The sequence below is a fragment of the Microcystis sp. LE19-8.1F genome, from assembly GCF_027531715.1.
Taxonomy (GTDB): Bacteria; Cyanobacteriota; Cyanobacteriia; order Cyanobacteriales; family Microcystaceae; genus Microcystis; species Microcystis wesenbergii_A.
The window spans coordinates 1-16108 of record NZ_JAPZSO010000252.1 but is presented as its reverse complement, the minus strand read 5'-3'; the positions used below and the strand labels follow the sequence as shown (position 1 = coordinate 16108).

The window sequence follows — 16108 nt, the reverse complement described above, 5'->3', positions numbered from 1 at the left end:
CGTCATTTTATCTTGGGGTTTTGTGCCTATACATTTATCTTGTGGCATAAGTTAACTGGGGGATTGCAAAGGCGGTGGGCGAATCGACCTTTAAACACTTTTGTGGAAGCCTTGGAAGCTTTTCGGACAGCGATGTCTTTCCGCTTCTTTAAGTGGCTGACCGAGAATCTGGATGTGTTTGCCGCTTACAAAGCCAGTTTAGGTCTTGTTTGGGCTTAAAATTTGTTTAAGTCCCACTAAGCAAAATTAATTACACAAATCTAACCCCCCCCTTGCCTCTTGCCTCTTGCATGAGTGCCTTTCTTCACTAGGAAATTTATTTTGCACGACTACTTAACTGTTTAATTTTCACCCTTTATTGAGGAAAAAATCATGTCAACTCCTTTTTTAGTTAAGGATATCTTCCCCGGTTTCTATAGCTCCTTCCCCCAAAATCTAACGGCGGTGGGCAATACCCTGTTCTTCAATGCCTTTGACGGCGTGAACGGTCTTGAATTATGGAAAAGCGACGGCACGGCGGCCGGTAGGGTTCTGGTGGCCGACATCCGCTTCGGCGCCTCTGGCTCCTACCCCCGCAATCTGACGGTGGTGGACAGCACCCTGTACTTCCGGGCCAATGACGGCGTGAACAATGATGAATTGTGGGCCTTAAATGTGAGTACGCTCGCAATTCCCACCCTCGCCATTGCCGCCACCAGTGCCAACCAAACCGAGGGCAACAGTGGCAGTAAAGCCTTCACCTTCACCGTCACTCGTGCGGATAACACCACCGGAAGCAATAACGTCAACTGGGCAGTTACCGGCACTGGCAGCAATCCCGCCAATGCCACTGATTTTGTCGGGTCCGTGTTACCCAGTGGGGTAGTGAGTTTTGCGGCGGGGGAAACCTCAAAAGTAATTACTGTTAACGTCCAGGGAGATACAACGGTAGAACTGAACGAAACCTTTACTGTCACCCTCTCTAATCCCACCAACGGCGCTACTCTCGGCACTCCATCTACGGCAACCGTGACTATTGTTGACGACGACTCCGTTCCTTTTTTAGTTAAAGATATCTTCCCCGGTTTATCTGGTTCCTCCCCCGGCTATCTAACGGTGGTGGGCAACACCCTGTTCTTTCGGGCCAATGACGGCGTTAACGGCACTGAACTGTGGAAGAGCGACGGCACGGCGGCGGGTACGGTTTTGGTCAAAGACATCCGCCTCGGTTCGGGGGGCTCCAGCCCCTACTATCTAACGGCGGTGGGCAACACCCTGTTCTTCCGGTCCAATGACGGCTTTAACGGTCAGGAATTATGGAAGAGCGACGGCACGGCGGCCGGTACGGTTCTGGTCAAAGATATCCGCCCCGGTTCGGGGGGCTCCTACCCCCGCTATCTAACGGCAGCGGGCAACACCCTCTTCTTCCGGGCCAATGACGGCGTGAACGGTTATGAATTGTGGAAAAGCGACGGCACGGCGGCCGGTACGGTTCTGGTCAAAGATATCCGCCCCGGTGCCTCTAGCTCCAACCTCCGCAATCTGACGGCGGTGGGCAACACCCTGTACTTCACTGCCGATGACGGCGTGAACGGTTATGAATTGTGGAAAAGCGACGGCACGGCGGCCGGTACGGTTCTGGTCAAAGATATCCGCCCCGGTGCCTCTAGCTCCAACCCCCAAAACCTGAGAGTAGTGGGCAGCACCCTGTACTTCACTGCCGATGACGGCGTGAACGGTGAGGAATTGTGGAAGAGCGACGGCACGGCGGCCGGTACGGTTCTGGTAGGCGACATCCGCCCCGGTGCCTCTGGCTCCAACCCCCAAAACCTGAGAGTAGTGGGCAGCACCCTGTACTTCACTGCCGATGACGGCGTGAACGGTCGGGAGTTATGGGCCTTAAATGTGGGTACCCCCGCAATCCCCACCCTCGCCATTGCCGCCACCAGTGCCAATCAAACCGAGGGCAACAGTGGCAGTAAAGCCTTCACCTTCACCGTCACTCGTGCGGTTAATACCACCGGAAGCAATAACGTCAACTGGGCAGTTACCGGCAGCGGAACCAATCCCGCCAATGCCACTGATTTTGTCGGGTCCGTGTTACCCAGTGGGGTAGTGAGTTTTGCGGCGGGGGAAACCTCAAAAGTAATTACCGTTAACGTCCAGGGAGATACAACGGTAGAACTGAACGAAACCTTTACTGTCACCCTCTCCAATGCCACCAACGGCGCTACTATTACCACCGCTACTGCTACGGGAACTATCAATAATGATGACTTTATCGGTATTTCTGGTCCGGACACCCTTGCGGGAACCTCTGGAGCAGATGCCCTGACTGGATTAGATGGTAACGATACTTATACGGTAAATGATGCCGGGGATTTGGTCATTGAAGCTCTCAACCAGGGAACCGATACCGTGCAAGCTTCCATTTCCTATACCCTTCCTGACAACGTGGAAAATCTCCTTCTCACTGGTACTGGTAATTTTAATGGCACGGGTAATGGCTTAAATAACCAGATTACAGGGAATAGTGGCAATAATAGCCTCAATGGTGCTGCTGGAATCGATACTTTAACCGGTGGGGTGGGGACAGACATCTTCATCTTCCAATTTAGTCAGTCCACCTCGACAGCCCTAGACCGAGTTACGGATTTTGCCATTGGTACTGATAAAATTGACCTGCTTAGTCAAGCTGGTGCGGCCATTAATGCCCCGGTCGCTTTTACCCGGGCCGCAGATAGCACCACGACCAATATTAACACCATTGTTACTAACGTCTTTACCGATGCTAATGGGGCAACAGCCGGAAATCAAGCTCTCGGAATTAACAGTGCTGTTTTAGTGCGGGACAATAGTTCTTCTACTTACCTAATTATCAACGACGGTACGGCGGGTTTCCAAAGTGCTAATGATTTGGTGATTAATCTGACTGGGTTAACGGGTACTTTCCCGGCGCTCGGTACTATTGCGGTCAATAGTTTCTTTGTCTAAATTAATGGGGGGATTAATTCTCCCCTTTTAATATTTTTCTCTGTTTAGAACAGAAAAATTGGCTATACTGGTGATGAGAGTATTTATCGTCTGAATTTTTGTGTCTGCAAGAGATATTTACCACGACACTGTAAAACTTGCTTTAGAGAAGGACGGGTGGGCAATCACTCACGATCCTTTTCCACTTCAAATTGGCAAGAAGCGTTTATCCGCTGATTTGGGAGCAGAACGCTTAATCAGTGCGGAGAAAGAATTGCGGAAAATTGTCGTTGAAGTGAAAAGCTTTGTAGGACAGTCTGACGTAAAGGATTTACAGCAAGCTTTAGGGCAGTACGTCTTGTATCGTCAAATCCTTAACGAGATGAAGGTTGAGCGAGTTCTTTATCTGGCCATATCTCAGCCAACTTTTAACAGTGTTTTTAGTATAGAATTAGGGCAGGTATTGCTAAAGAACCAGATTGTGAAACTAATTGTCTTTGATGATGAAAGTGAGGTAATCATGCAATGGATACCCGATTAAAATATCAAGGTATTATTAAGACTGTTCTCCAGAATCATGCTAACTATCGTGCTACCTTACCTGATGGCTACACTTCTCAGGTTATATTTGATGATGAACGAGGACATTATCTAGTTTTAGATTTCGGTTGGAGTGGTAATAAGTATCTCCATGCAACACCAATTCACCTTAGCTTGGTTGTCGATAAAGTCTGGATTCAATGTGATGAAACGGAGGAAGGTATAGCTACTGATTTGATGGAGGCAGGTATTCCCAAAGAAGATATAGTACTCGGCTTTCGTTATCCTAAAGTACGCAAATATACGGGATTTGCTGTGGCTTAGTGACCAGAAATGTTGAATCTGTACATAAAACTTTATACACAAGCTGAAATTGCAAAAGTGGTTTAGACAAACTCAATTATAAACAAAGTAATTCAATTGATAATTTAATTGACCTTATACTATTTTTAGCCCTGAAATATATGATAGCGATGATAGTTTAAAAAATCCAAATCTGGTGAAAAGCGAGCGGGAACATTTAAAGTTTTACCGCGATAGTTGATAAAATTTAGTTCTAACGTCTCGCTACCTTGATCCTGAGCCTTTTTTTCGATCTCATGGCCAATAATTAATCTTAAATCCTCATCGAAACTAATTAAACCTCGATCAAACGCAGTATCATGAGTACGAGCTAGGCACAGACCATTATGAGGGTTTAAACGCTGTTCGGGAAATTGACTCCAGGGTAATATATGACTAGCTGTTAGTAAGAGAGGAATGGGATTTCCTGTAATACAGCAACGATAGTTATATAGGGCTAAAATTGTCTTTCTGAAAAAGTTTTGTCCGATTCTAACTTTTCTGATTGCCTCGGTTTCTGTTTTGATCTTTTCCGAAAAATCAAGTCTAGTAAAATCCTCTTGCTGTTCGTTGATACCTCCTAAAAGAACCTGTAATTTTTCCTCACTTTCTAGGGCTAATTCTGTCCATTTATCCTCGAACTCCTGCCAGATTTGTCGATCAGCTTTACTGATACCTTTTAACCCCTGTACTCCTCGCAATTGATGCCTGGTATCGAGAGAACCAAAATTACATAATTTCATCACCAGGGCCGATGGTGTTCGCTGTAACTTTTCAGCGACTTCGATAATAACAGGATTATTGGTGTGGAATTGTCCATAGGGAAATTTATAGTATAAATTGAGAGCGATCAGCAGCTCATCCCTTGTCCATAAATTCTTAGTCATAGCTCTTGGAAAATACCACCATCAGCCCTGAAATTACTGCTCAAATCAAATCGGGAAAAACTTCGCGCACTGCTGGATGAATTAACCGATGATTGGCGACATTTAACCCCTTAGCGAGGGAAACATCTTGATCCAAGGCTTTTAACCCATGGTCGGCTAATTTAATAACGTAGGGTAGGGTACTATTATTTAAAGCTTGGGTTGCCGTCCAGGGTACTGCTCCAGGCATATTAGGCACTCCATAATGTACTACTCCCGACTCCAGGTAAGTCGGTTGACTGTGGGAAGTGGCCCGCAGGGTTTCCACGCAGCCCCCTTGGTCCACTGCCACATCGACAATTACGGAACCAGGGTTCATTTTGGCGACTAAAGAGCGAGAAACCAGCGTCGGCGCTCGTTTTCCTAAGACTAGCACTGCCCCAATCAATAAATCGGCCTTAGGAACCACATTTTCTAATTGTGCCGGGCTACTATAAAGCAATTCTACCCGCGAACCGAATAAAGTTTCTAAATAGGCCAAGCGCTCGACGTTAATATCTAAAATAGTTACTTTTGCCCCCATACCGATGGCAATTCTGGCCGCTTCCGTACCCACCACACCACCGCCAAGGATAACCACTTGTCCAGGACTCACCCCGGGGAAACCCCCCAGTAAAACTCCCCTACCTCCCTGTTGTTTTTCCAGATAGCGGGCCCCAAATTGTACCGAAAGACGACCGGCAATAACACTCATGGGAGTTAAGAGAGGCAAGCGACCATCGGCAAGCTCGACCGTTTCATAAGCGATCGCAGTTGTTCCAGACTCGATTAATGCTTCCGTTAAATAGCGCTCGGCCGCTAGGTGTAAATAGGTGAATAGGAGAGCTTCCTTGTTTAAAAAGCCGTATTCTGCCTTAAGCGGCTCTTTTACCTTAACAATTAGCGGTTTATCCCAAACTTGGGCCGCTTTTTCCACAATTTTGCCCCCGGCTTTTTGGTAATCCTCATCGCTGAATCCGGCGCCCAACCCGGCGGCCGTTTCCACAAATACCCTATGACCGCGATCATTGAGTACACGCACACTACTAGGACTCAAACCGACGCGAAACTCCTGATCTTTAATCTCTTTGGGGACACCTATTTCCATGGTTTGCTTCTGGGGGACTATTTCTAATACCATTTTTCTTTATTCTTGGCAGGTATCTTCTACCCTTGCCCCCCGATGTCGGGGGGTTGGGGGGGTGGGGGGTTAGGGGTGAGGGCGATTAACCATCTCTGCCATTACTTATGAAAAATGGTATAACTACTTTAGCCTGTTAGTCCTAGTCTGCGAGTTATCAGGCATAGTATTGGGGAATTTTAGCGACTTTTTTGGTATTCTTCCAGCAAATCGATTAAATCTATCTGACATTTGCTGGGTAACAAATCCGCTAGAGAAACTTGCAGATGACCTCCTCCGAGGGTGACTTTAATCTCCCGCAGGATAGACATGACTGCATTCTCGCTTAAGCTGTCGTTTTCGAGCAAAGGGAAGACTTTTTCGGCAACGACGCTGTGTAAATGTGCTTCCCGGAGATAGAGATGCCATTTAGCCACGTCAATGTAGATATTGTCGCCGATTTGGGCCGCCAGATTTTCGATGTCCTGAGTTGTGTTAGCCATGGGATGTTACCGAGTAGTTAGCGATCGCCGCTATATAAATCAAATGTCCCACCAATAGAATAGCCCAAATTCCCGTGAACAGATTTAACCAAGTCCAATCGGAAAATTTAATGATATGAAAAAACCACAACCCTGAATTAATCGCTAAAAAACCCGCTACATGAACGGCGAAATTCATGCGATCATCTAAACGTCGGAAAGCGGGATCGTTTTTGCGATCGGGTTGACGGGGCCAACGGGGAGGCATAAGCAGTGATCAGTTGTCAATTATCAGTTATCAGTGTACCGTTTTTTTTGGCTAAGTTTAAGTTGCCAGAGTGCCTATCCTCACCAAGAAGTTAATTTTGTCCTATCACTTATCTACTGGTGGCGATTTCCACTTCGGGTAAGATTTCTAAAGATAAACGGGTTCTGACAGTGCCGGAAAGACGTTTAAGCAGTTGTGGGCGTAAATCGCGCAGAATATAGATTAATTCGTCTCCTGTGCGCCATTCTTCCCTTTCTGTGACTACCTGTAGGGAATTATCGCGACGCAATAGTAGGGGCAGCAGTTCGCCATTTTCAATTAATTTAGTCAATCTGGTTTGTTGTTCGCTCAAATCATCGGCTTTAAAGATAGTTTTACCCAATTTAATCTGATTATCGTCTAAATACTGATTCCATTCCTTGACCGAAAAACTAGGGAGAAAAACCTGATTAACCTTATTTTTATCTGGGTTAGGGGTTCCCGCAAAGGCAGCCAACAACCGGGGAGGATGAAATTCCTCGCTGGCTCTTTGGGCTAAAACCAGATTAACCTCGCTATTATTAGTCAAAACCAGAAAAGTCCCCATGGATTCGATGCCCGCTTCTTGCAGTATTTTTGTATCAAGTGCGCTACTCTGCAGCACCGTCAAACCGTCTTCTTTTGCTTGCTGACAGGCCCTGGCATCCGTATCGATTAAAACCACGTTTTCTCCTTGTTCTTGGAATAAACAGCCGATTAAGCGACCTAGGGGATTACAACCGACGATTACTGCCCCTGTTGCCGCAGAAGAAGTGATTTTTAGCCCTTTTGCCACCCACCGCGCCGTTAATCCCTGAATAAAAACGGTCATTAAAATTGTTAAAAAGACTAAAGCTTTGATCGCTTCACCGCCATTAATACCGGCACGGGTGAGTAAAATGGCAAATAAAGAAGCTACGGAGGCAGAGACGATTCCTCTAGGGGCAACCCAAGCGATAAATAGCTTATGTCGCCAATTTAGGTCACTTTTTAGGGTACACAGAGCCACACTCAGGGGACGTACCACCAGCATCAAGACTAACACCGTCAGGACGCTGCCCCAACCCAAAGCGATCACACTGGCGATCGAAAGATCCGCCGCTAGTAAAATAAACAGTACCGACACGCAAAGAGTCGTTAATTGACCCTTAAAACGTCTTAATAACCGCTCATCGGGAACTGCCGCCGCTTTTAGCACAATTCCCGCCATTACCACCGCCATTAACCCCGATTCACTGCGACTAAATTGCGATAAACCAAATAACCCCCAGACTCCCGCTAAAACCACGAGATTCTTTAACTCAAAAGTCAAAAAATTGCAAGTTTTTATAATAAAACTTAACAATCCGCCTCCAGCAATGCCGATCGCCGCCCCGATGCCTAAACGTAGGGTTAAACCGGTGATAATTTCCATGGGGCGGGCATGACTATCAATAATCGTATTTAGCACCACTACGGCTAAAATTGCGCCCACAGGGTCGATTAATACCCCTTCCCCTTCCAGAAGCGTCGCCACCCGTCGATCTACGGCGACTTGCTTCAGCAAAGGCCCGATCACCGTCGGACCGGTTACTACCACTAAAGAAGCGTAAAGAAAAGCGATCGGCCAGGGAAATTCCCCCAACCAGTGGGCTGCCATACCGCCACCGATGAGAGTGATGGAAGTACCGAGGGTGACAAGATTGCGTAAACTGCCAGAAACTCGCCCTAATTCTCGTCCGCTTAAGCTTAAACCGCCTTCAAATAGGATAATCGCCACAGAGAGAGCAACAAGGACTTCTAAGCCAATTCCCAGACTTTGGGGCTGTAAAATTTCCCAACCATCGGACCCTAAAGCAATCCCAAAAATGAGCAGGAAAACAATACTGGGAACTTTCAGGTATTCGGCGATGACTTGGGCTGTAATCCCCGCCACCACAGTGATGACAATTTGCAGAGTAAGGGCGAAAGATGGATCCATGTTTAGCGATCGGTTATCGGCTATCGAGGCGGGGTTATGGTTGGGGTTTAATGATTCTAATTATAGTTTTGATTCCCGCTCCGGCCCGGTCGGGAGGAAATACCCGCTCAATCTTGTAGAGTATTGACATCCTCACCGCGCTCTCTGCGGCGGTGATTCCGGGTAGATCAAACAAGCTATAATCATTTCAAATAAGTATGATACAAGTAAAAAATAGGGTAAAATAAGGAGAAACAAGCAACCCATACAGAAAAATGTCCTATAGCCTAGACTTGAGAAAAAAAAGTAATTGATTATGTAGAGAATGGAGGAAGCATAACCAAAGCCGCCGCTCTATTTAATATAGGAAGAGCCACAATATATAGATGGCGTTCGTAGCGAAAAACTGGAAGCAACAAAGGTAAAACACCGTCAGAGAAAGCTGGACTGGAAAGCACTGTCAAAAGATGTCCAAGAAAATCCCGATGCAAGATTAAGAGACAGAGCCGAGAAGTTTGGAGTCAGACCAAGGGCTATTTGCTAGGCCTTAAAGAAAATGAAAGTCACCAGAAAAAAGAAGTAACTTCGTTATAGAGAAAGAAACTGAGAAGAAAGAATAAAATACTACAGATTGCTGAGGAAATTGATTAAAATATATGGAAGTGAAAGCCTTGTATTTATTGATGAGTCAGGGTTTGAAGGATTTCAAGCCTGTTTTTATGCCCGATGCACAAAAATGGAAGAAAGTCTGGGGAGATAGACAAGGAAAACGAGGAAAAAGAGAGAACCTTGTCGCTGGGAGAAGAAAGGGAAAAAAAGACTTTATTGCACCGATGGTATTGACGAGAAGCCTGAATGCCGAAGGTTTTGAAGGGTGGTTATCTTTATATTTATTGCCCTCTCGCGCCCATAACATCAGTATTAATTATGGATAAGGCACCAATTCATCGGAAGACAGTCATTAGACAACGGCTCGGCTGATCTCGCCGAACGCCTGGTAGAGGAAGCAGGTCATCAGGTAGTGTTTTTGCCAAAATATTCTCCTGATTTAAATGATATCGAACATGATTTTAGTGCATTAAAGAGAGCCAGAATCTATGCTCCTTTGGGTACACCCCTTGATGAAATTATTCGTACTTATTGTGTTACTTAGTGTCTCGTTCTTATTTGAAATAACTAGATCAAGATCTGGGGGCAGATTATTACGAACAACAGTATCGTCAACGGCTAATCAACAATCTCTCGAACAAGGCGCAAGCTCTTGGTTTTCAACTGGTTGAGGCTTCCTCAGCCTGAGTTTAGATTCGGTTGAGTTATCAGTGAGGGATTGGTTGGAGAGATGGGTGTTAGGGGTTAGGGGTTGGGGGTTGGGGTTGGGGAGAAGGGAGAGGGGAGAAAAAAGCCTTCGACAAAAGCTCACGCCGAAGTCTGACGGCTAAAAAGCTGATAACTGATAACCCACGAGAAAATATAATTGTAGCTACCTACCCATTCCTGATTAATTCCTATGGCAGAAGAAACCACCACCCCCGCAACTCCAGCAGCAGCAAAACCGGCTCAACCTGCGGCTGCTAAAAAACCCAAGGAGCCTACCGTCGAGGAAAAACCCTTTGCTGAATTTATTGAGCAGCATTTTCAGCCGGCACTGGCGGCAGCTTTGCAAAAGCTGGGTATAACTGATATAAAGCTGTCCTTTAAACAGGATAAAATTTCCGTGCAGGGCTTTTCTAGCTCTCCCTGTTGGCAGTTAACTGGCAATTGGCTCGATGGAATGCGTCAATTTAGCATTTATTTTTGGGAAGAAGACATCAATGGTAAAAAGGCTTTTTCGCAAGCTGAGGGCGGCGCTCAACCTAGTACCCTTGAATCATTTATGATCGATGAAAGGAAAGTTAGTCTTGATTTACTGTTGTTTTACACCCTGCAACGGCTTAACGGTCAAAAGTGGTTGACGAGAAACTAAAATTGCTGAGGATTAGCGATCGAGAAGGGGGGTAAAATGAGTATAGACGACCACCGCTTATCGATCGCTAATAGTAATTATGCGTGTATTTGTACTACTTTTTAACGCAGGCACAGAAAACGAAGGTATCCACACGATTCAAATGGGAGCTATCAATAAGGTGTTGATGTTTGAATCAGAAGATGATGCCACCCGCTATGCGCTGCTGTTAGAGGCACAGGATTTTCCGACTCCCACGGTAGAGAAAATTGATTCGGAGGAAGTGGCAGAATTTTGTCGCGGCGCTGGCTATCAAGCGGAAATGATTGAAGCGGGTATGTTGGTAATTCCCCCCGAAAGCAATGCCGAGGAGTTGGATTGGCAAAAAGAGGAGTTTTCCGAGATTCCCGATGCGGAGTTAGACAGCATCCGTCGTCGTCTAGAAGGACTTTTGTAATCCAGTGATTCAGTGAACAGTAATCAGTAGTTTGGAGTCAGAAGACAGGATAGTAAATCAATATTGTTCACTGATAACTGATAACTGAATATGACAACCGTGGGGGAATTGGGCGAAAATTTGGTGGCGGATTGGTTGCAATTACAGCAATGGCATATCCTCCAGCGTCGTTGGCGTAGTGCTGGCGGTGAAATCGATTTAATCGTCTTGTCTAAATCCCAAGCGACTCTCGCTTTCGTCGAGGTGAAAACCCGCAGTGCTGGCAATTGGGATTTAGGGGGCAAATTAGCGATCAATGACCGTAAACAAGGGAAAATTTACGGAGCTGCCCAGATATTTCTCGCCTTTTATCCCCAATGGTCTGATTTAAGCTGTCGCTTCGATGTGGCGTTAGTTAGTTGTCAAAAAAGTTCTCTATTAGCTTTACCTGAGTTTTCCCTTGATTATCCCTGTCAGCTACAGGCAGGTTATCAATTGCAGTTACAGGAATATCTCGTGGCGGTTTTCTAAAAACACAATAGGCCCGCCTAGGGAGGCGGGCTTCATCTTGTACAAACGATATGGACTCCTAAAAAATTAACGGACTCAACATAATAAAGGTTTACGGAACCCACAACAGTCTATCTGTCAACTATCAAGATTTCTCAGTTTACCGACTCAGGTGCTGATTACGGATCACTCCATCTGTCCTATATCGAGCAACAGAGGCGAAACCATACTTTACTTTACAAACTTCGAGAATCTGCGTCCGATTTAGCTGTTGCGTTGAGCTAGAGCAGGTGGCACAGGCTCTAGGTCTTTTTGCCTGAAAGGAAGTTGAGTCGCTTCCCTTGTGCCTTATGTTTTTAATATAACACCTTTGTCGGGACTCGATCGAGCTTGTGATTAAAGTTTACACTTATTGATTTTTAGTAAAAATTGCCGTTACAAAACTATGGGGTGTGGGGTGTGATTACTGATTACTGATTAGGGACTGAATTTCCTCTTTGTAGGCAAAAGGAGCGCGACTGAGAGCATCTTGAAAGAGGGGTTGAGCCTCTTGATTTTTACCCTGTTCTTTCAGTACGATCGCCGCCGCTAAAATCGGTCGGAAATCGTTCACATCCATCTGTTGAGCTTGTTTATAGGCTTTTAAAGCTTCCGGATAATTTTGCTGCTCGAAATAGATTTTGCCTAAAAGTAACTGAACGGAAACGATATCGATTAAACTAGCAGGATTATTAGGATCGGCAGCAGCTTTTAAAGCGCGATCAATCGTGTCTTTGACCAGACTAATCGCCTCGATATGGCGGTTTTGGCTGAGAAATAAATTAGTTAATCCAGTTAAGGCCCGTAGATCTTGGGGATGGGAGGCTAAAAGGGCGCGATAACTGCCCGTGGCTCCTGAATAATCCTCTATTTGCTGTTTCGCTTCTGCCAAAAGTAGTAGATAATCGGATTGTTGGGGGTTAAGTTGCGCTAATTTTTCTAAAGGTTCGATCGCTTGCTTTAAATCGCCCTGCTGTAAGCGAGTATCTAATAATCCCCGCAAAGCCGTCTGATTATCGGGTTCACGCTCTAAAACCATCTGATAACCCAGGGCTTGACTGGCTAATTTCTCTTGTTCCACTGCGGACAGATGACTCTGGTCCGAGGAGTGCTGACTCTGGAGAATAGAAGTCAATAGCGGCATGATCGAGAAAGACAGCAAAGCAAATAACATCAGGACGAGACCGATGGACAGCCAACGACGTTGAGAGAGAGAAGCTTTCATAGACTGGGGTGCGAGGGGACAGACAGGAAAATGTTATGGAAATCTAGAGATTTGATTAGGGGATCGATCGAATTCGCCGCTCTTTATTGAGTACAATGGGCAAACAGTCAAGACTCAAAAGGGTTTTGACTAGGTTGACAGTCAAAAGATCATGGTTCTTAATATATTAGATGCCAGTAGAGTCGCCCTAGAGGGTTATTGTAACCCCCCAGATCGCGCTTTTGACTTGCTTGATTACTAATTTACTATGTGTCTCCGCCGCTAGGAGTGTGATATGAATCGTACTGGGAATCGGTTTACCGAATCACCGAAAACCCCCCCGACTCCTGAAGTGGAAATTCAGGAAGTCCCCCTTGAATCCCCCCATACTGAGGCTGATTTAGCCGTAGAGTCAGCCACCCCCGCAGAAGTCAAACGTCAACAACCGATCCCCCCTCCCAGTCATCTGCGGCAGTATCGGGCGATCGGTCTCGTCTATGGCCATTATCAGCGATCGGAGGAACAATTAACTAAAGGCAATATTTTAACTGCCGATGGTACTCTGATCGATTCTGTGATTCTCGGTCGGGTGATCAGTTTGGTCAAAAATCATCTCGATCTGGAAAAACCCCATCTGTGGGTGGTTTATCCGCGCACCCGTCAGGAAAATGATGCCCTTCATGTTCAGATTGTCGGTGTTTGGGAGCCAGCAACCCTGAAAAAAGAGGATGATCGAGAGATAGAACCTCTCCTCGCTTCTACCCCAGGTTATTTCTCGATTCGAGGCGAAGTCATCTTTACCGAACGGGAAAATCAAGCGGTAGTGGTCAAAATCCGACAAATGCCTAAAACTGAAGCGGAAAAACCCAAGTTTTTTAAACTAAAATTGCGCGGTACTTTACCCAGTAAACCGGTCAGTCGTTTTTGGGATTTTCAGGTACAACTTAAAGGGGATGCCTTAACTATTTTGGAAGGTTTAGACCTAGGTTTTGCCAGCAAGAAAAAACCGACGGGTAAGGGAGGTTTTAAAAAGCCTTTTGATAAAAATCGTCGTCCCTCGGCCGATAGATATTCTCGACCGGAAGGGGAAGGAGAAAAGCGACCTTTTCCCCCCGGACAATCCCCTATCCCTCGGCCTTCCCGACCCAAACCCGTATCGGAAAACTAATTTTTTTCTAAGGATGGGTGAGAAACCCATCCCTAGTCTAGGACTTGGTTTTGGGAGTTACTTGATAGTTAGTATTGGGAATATAAGCGCGAATGTTATAACTATAATCTGTTCCCAAAATCTCGGCGATAAAAACCGCTAACTCAGTGCCTAAAATCGCTTCATCGGCAGAATTGAAAGATTTATAATCTTCTATTAACCATTCTTGACCACCATTAACTAAAGTACATCTAAATGTACCAAGAGATTCGGCAATTTCTGGATTTTCTGTATAGTTTCTCGTTTTTACTTTCCCCGCACTATCTGCCCTCAAACACAATTGATTAAGTTCTGCATAAAATTTGGCAGGAATTTTGTCTAAATCACCCCCTTTAGTCACCCAACGCATAAAAAGATGGAAAGACCAAGGAAGATTGAGGTAAACTAGATAAGATAAATAAGATAAACCCAGAATAATTGTTAAATATAAGGAGGAAATCAGGAATTTATTATATTTCTTTTTTTGGTAGCGATTTAAATGTTTAGCTAAATCTAGCTTTGATTTTCTCATGAATTTTAATTAGGGTTTGCTGAAAAAGTTTGTTGGTGGGGTTAGGAGTCAGGCTTCGGCCGTGAGACTTCGGACGTTCGGCGAGACTTCGGACGTTCGGCGAGCTCAGTCGAGCCGCGTGAGCTTTTGTCGAACGCTCAGTCGAGCGGACGGTGAGGCTTCGACGGTGAGACTTCGGACGTTCGGCGAGCTCAGTCGAGCCGCGTGAGCTTTTGTCGAACGCTCAGGCTTCGACGGTGAGATCAGCCGAACCGCCGAACCGCCGAACCGCCTGTCGAACCGCCGCGTGAGCTTTTGTCGGGCGCTCAGGCGAACGGGGTCGGTCGTCAGGAGTCGGTCGTCAGGAGGGGAAGTCAGAATAACAGAATGGCCTCGCGCACTGGTATCTGGAAAGTGCAAGGGTTTTGAGTCTCTATTTCGATTTCTCAACGTTTGTTTCTTGCACTTTTTGGGCTAAAAAAGTCCCAAAACCGTTTTCTATTAAGGCTTCCAGTAATTTTCAGTCAGAAGTAATTCGTCAAGAATAAGATGTATAAAAAAATCCTGCGTTTTGCTCCGATTGTCCTGTCCTTGAGTTTGTTTATTCTAGCGGTCTGGGCAATTAGTCAAGAATTTAAACACTACACTTTTGCCCAACTGTTGGCTAGTTTAAATCATCTTACCACAAGTCATAAGCTAGAAGCTATTTTTTGGATGGCTTTGGGTTATTTGTCGATGACGGGTTATGCTCGCCTAGGTTTTTATTATATCAATCATCTCTTAGCTTTAGGCACTATTATCCGCATTTCTATTAACCATTCTTGACCACCATTAATCAATGTACATTTAAATGGACCAAGAGATTCAGCAATTTCTGTATGGTTTCTCGTTTTTACGTCCCCCGCACTATCAGCCACCAAACATAATTGATTAAGTTCTGAATAAAATGTGGCAGGAATTTTGTCTATGTCCACATCACCCCCTTTAGTCACCCAAGGGATAAAAAGACGGAAAGTCCAAGGAAGATTGGTGTAAACTAGATAAGATAAACCCAGAATAATTGTTAAAGATAAGGAGGGGATCAGGAATTTATTATATTTTCTTTTTGGGGATCGGTTTAAATGTTTAGCTAAATCTAGTTTTGATTTTCTCATTAATTTTAATTAGTCAGAAGTAATTCGTAAAAAGTAAGATGTATAAAAAAATCTGGCGTTTTGTTCCGATTATCCTGTCCTTGAGTTTATTTATTCTAGCGGTCTGGGCAATTAGTCAAGAATTTAAACACTACACTTTTGCCCAACTCTTGGCTAGTTTGGATCATATTACCACAAGTCGTAAGCTAGAAGCTATTTTTTGGATGGCTTTGGGTTATTTGTCGATGACGGGTTATGATCGCCTAGGTTTTTATTATATCAAGCATCCCTTAGCTTTAGGCACTATTATCCGCACTGCTTTTATCAGTTATGCCCTTGGTAATACCATTGGTTTAACCTTATTTTCTGGGACGGCGATCCGTTATCGTTTCTATACTCCTGCGGGGGTGGGGGTGGTGGACATTGCCAAAGTTATTACTTTTACCTCAAGGGGTGACAGAAAGGTTAAAGAGCTTGCTTGATAAGGCTCATAGCCGTTAACCCTTTGGAGAAATAAGGGTTTTTCTGGGGTTTGAGGCGTATCAAAGAAAGGGCAAGTTCCGAAAAAATATCCATCGACT

14 protein-coding genes and 5 pseudogenes are annotated in these 16108 nt (G+C 45.2%); 11 read left to right on the top strand and 8 right to left on the bottom strand.

Annotated elements, in window-relative coordinates; all coding sequences use genetic code 11:
* The 4 genes and pseudogenes from O9334_RS22685 to O9334_RS22670 all read left to right on the top strand — a co-directional run.
* A pseudogene (locus tag O9334_RS22685) lies at positions 1–219 on the top strand (IS701 family transposase); the annotation flags it as partial.
* Between the two features lie 153 nt (positions 220–372).
* On the top strand, positions 373–2973 hold the full coding sequence (locus tag O9334_RS22680; RefSeq protein ID WP_288002703.1) for an ELWxxDGT repeat protein: 2601 nt from the start codon (positions 373–375) through the stop codon (positions 2971–2973).
* Between the two features lie 100 nt (positions 2974–3073).
* Positions 3074–3493 (top strand): element excision factor XisH family protein, encoded by a 420-nt coding sequence (locus O9334_RS22675; RefSeq protein ID WP_045357470.1) that lies wholly within the window; start codon positions 3074–3076, stop codon positions 3491–3493.
* Complete coding sequence (locus O9334_RS22670; protein WP_012268251.1) at positions 3478–3816, top strand: XisI protein; 339 nt, start codon at positions 3478–3480, stop codon at positions 3814–3816. Before O9334_RS22675 ends, O9334_RS22670 begins: the two co-directional genes overlap by 16 nt.
* Positions 3817–3941: 125 nt before the next feature.
* Here the strand turns inward: O9334_RS22670 and O9334_RS22665 are convergent, their stop codons facing one another.
* From O9334_RS22665 to O9334_RS22645, 5 genes are all read right to left on the bottom strand, one after another.
* Positions 3942–4721, bottom strand: a complete 780-nt coding sequence (locus O9334_RS22665) for an HNH endonuclease (protein ID WP_288002701.1) — start codon at positions 4719–4721, stop codon at positions 3942–3944.
* 40 nt (positions 4722–4761) lie between these two features.
* Positions 4762–5847 (bottom strand): alanine dehydrogenase, encoded by a 1086-nt coding sequence (gene ald / locus O9334_RS22660; protein WP_288002706.1) that lies wholly within the window; start codon positions 5845–5847, stop codon positions 4762–4764.
* Between the two features lie 212 nt (positions 5848–6059).
* Entirely contained in the window at positions 6060–6362 is a 303-nt protein-coding gene (locus O9334_RS22655) for a DUF3181 family protein (RefSeq protein ID WP_002761852.1), read from the bottom strand.
* Complete coding sequence (locus tag O9334_RS22650; protein ID WP_002761850.1) at positions 6355–6609, bottom strand: hypothetical protein; 255 nt, start codon at positions 6607–6609, stop codon at positions 6355–6357. Before O9334_RS22650 ends, O9334_RS22655 begins: the two co-directional genes overlap by 8 nt.
* 109 nt (positions 6610–6718) lie before the next feature.
* Positions 6719–8587, bottom strand: coding sequence for a cation:proton antiporter (locus O9334_RS22645; protein WP_045357460.1), 1869 nt, complete (start codon positions 8585–8587; stop codon positions 6719–6721).
* 254 nt (positions 8588–8841) lie between these two features.
* Between O9334_RS22645 and O9334_RS22640 the strand changes: the two are divergent.
* The 4 genes and pseudogenes from O9334_RS22640 to O9334_RS22625 all read left to right on the top strand — a co-directional run bounded on the left by O9334_RS22640 (position 8842) and on the right by O9334_RS22625 (position 11475).
* A pseudogene (locus tag O9334_RS22640) lies at positions 8842–9719 on the top strand (IS630 transposase-related protein).
* Between the two features lie 354 nt (positions 9720–10073).
* Positions 10074–10529 (top strand): DUF2996 domain-containing protein, encoded by a 456-nt coding sequence (locus O9334_RS22635; protein ID WP_045357455.1) that lies wholly within the window; start codon positions 10074–10076, stop codon positions 10527–10529.
* 79 nt (positions 10530–10608) lie between these two features.
* Positions 10609–10965 (top strand): DUF3110 domain-containing protein, encoded by a 357-nt coding sequence (locus O9334_RS22630; protein ID WP_045357452.1) that lies wholly within the window; start codon positions 10609–10611, stop codon positions 10963–10965.
* Positions 10966–11055: 90 nt separating this feature from the next.
* On the top strand, positions 11056–11475 hold the full coding sequence (locus tag O9334_RS22625; protein WP_002762530.1) for a YraN family protein: 420 nt from the start codon (positions 11056–11058) through the stop codon (positions 11473–11475).
* Positions 11476–11917: 442 nt separating this feature from the next.
* On the opposite strand, the gene O9334_RS22620 is transcribed toward O9334_RS22625, so the two are convergent.
* Positions 11918–12718, bottom strand: coding sequence for a tetratricopeptide repeat protein (locus O9334_RS22620; protein WP_045357448.1), 801 nt, complete (start codon positions 12716–12718; stop codon positions 11918–11920).
* A 274-nt stretch (positions 12719–12992) separates the two neighbouring features.
* Here O9334_RS22620 and patR point away from each other — a divergent pair, with 274 nt between their 5' ends.
* Positions 12993–13865, top strand: a complete 873-nt coding sequence (gene patR, locus O9334_RS22615) for a heterocyst master regulator PatR (protein ID WP_045357446.1) — start codon at positions 12993–12995, stop codon at positions 13863–13865.
* Between the two features lie 37 nt (positions 13866–13902).
* Here the strand turns inward: patR and O9334_RS22610 are convergent, their stop codons facing one another.
* The gene (locus tag O9334_RS22610) at positions 13903–14415 is read right to left on the bottom strand and encodes a hypothetical protein (protein ID WP_190381163.1); all 513 of its coding nucleotides are present in this window, start codon (positions 14413–14415) and stop codon (positions 13903–13905) included.
* A 528-nt stretch (positions 14416–14943) separates the two neighbouring features.
* On the opposite strand from O9334_RS22610, the pseudogene O9334_RS22605 reads away from it, so the two are divergent.
* Positions 14944–15198: pseudogene (locus O9334_RS22605) on the top strand (hypothetical protein); the annotation flags it as partial.
* A 2-nt stretch (positions 15199–15200) separates the two neighbouring features.
* Here the strand turns inward: O9334_RS22605 and O9334_RS22600 are convergent.
* Positions 15201–15548 (bottom strand): annotated as a pseudogene (locus tag O9334_RS22600) (hypothetical protein); the annotation flags it as partial.
* 38 nt (positions 15549–15586) lie between these two features.
* Between O9334_RS22600 and O9334_RS22595 the strand changes: the two are divergent.
* A pseudogene (locus O9334_RS22595) lies at positions 15587–15973 on the top strand (hypothetical protein); the annotation flags it as partial.
* Positions 15974–16108: the final 135 nt, after the last annotated feature.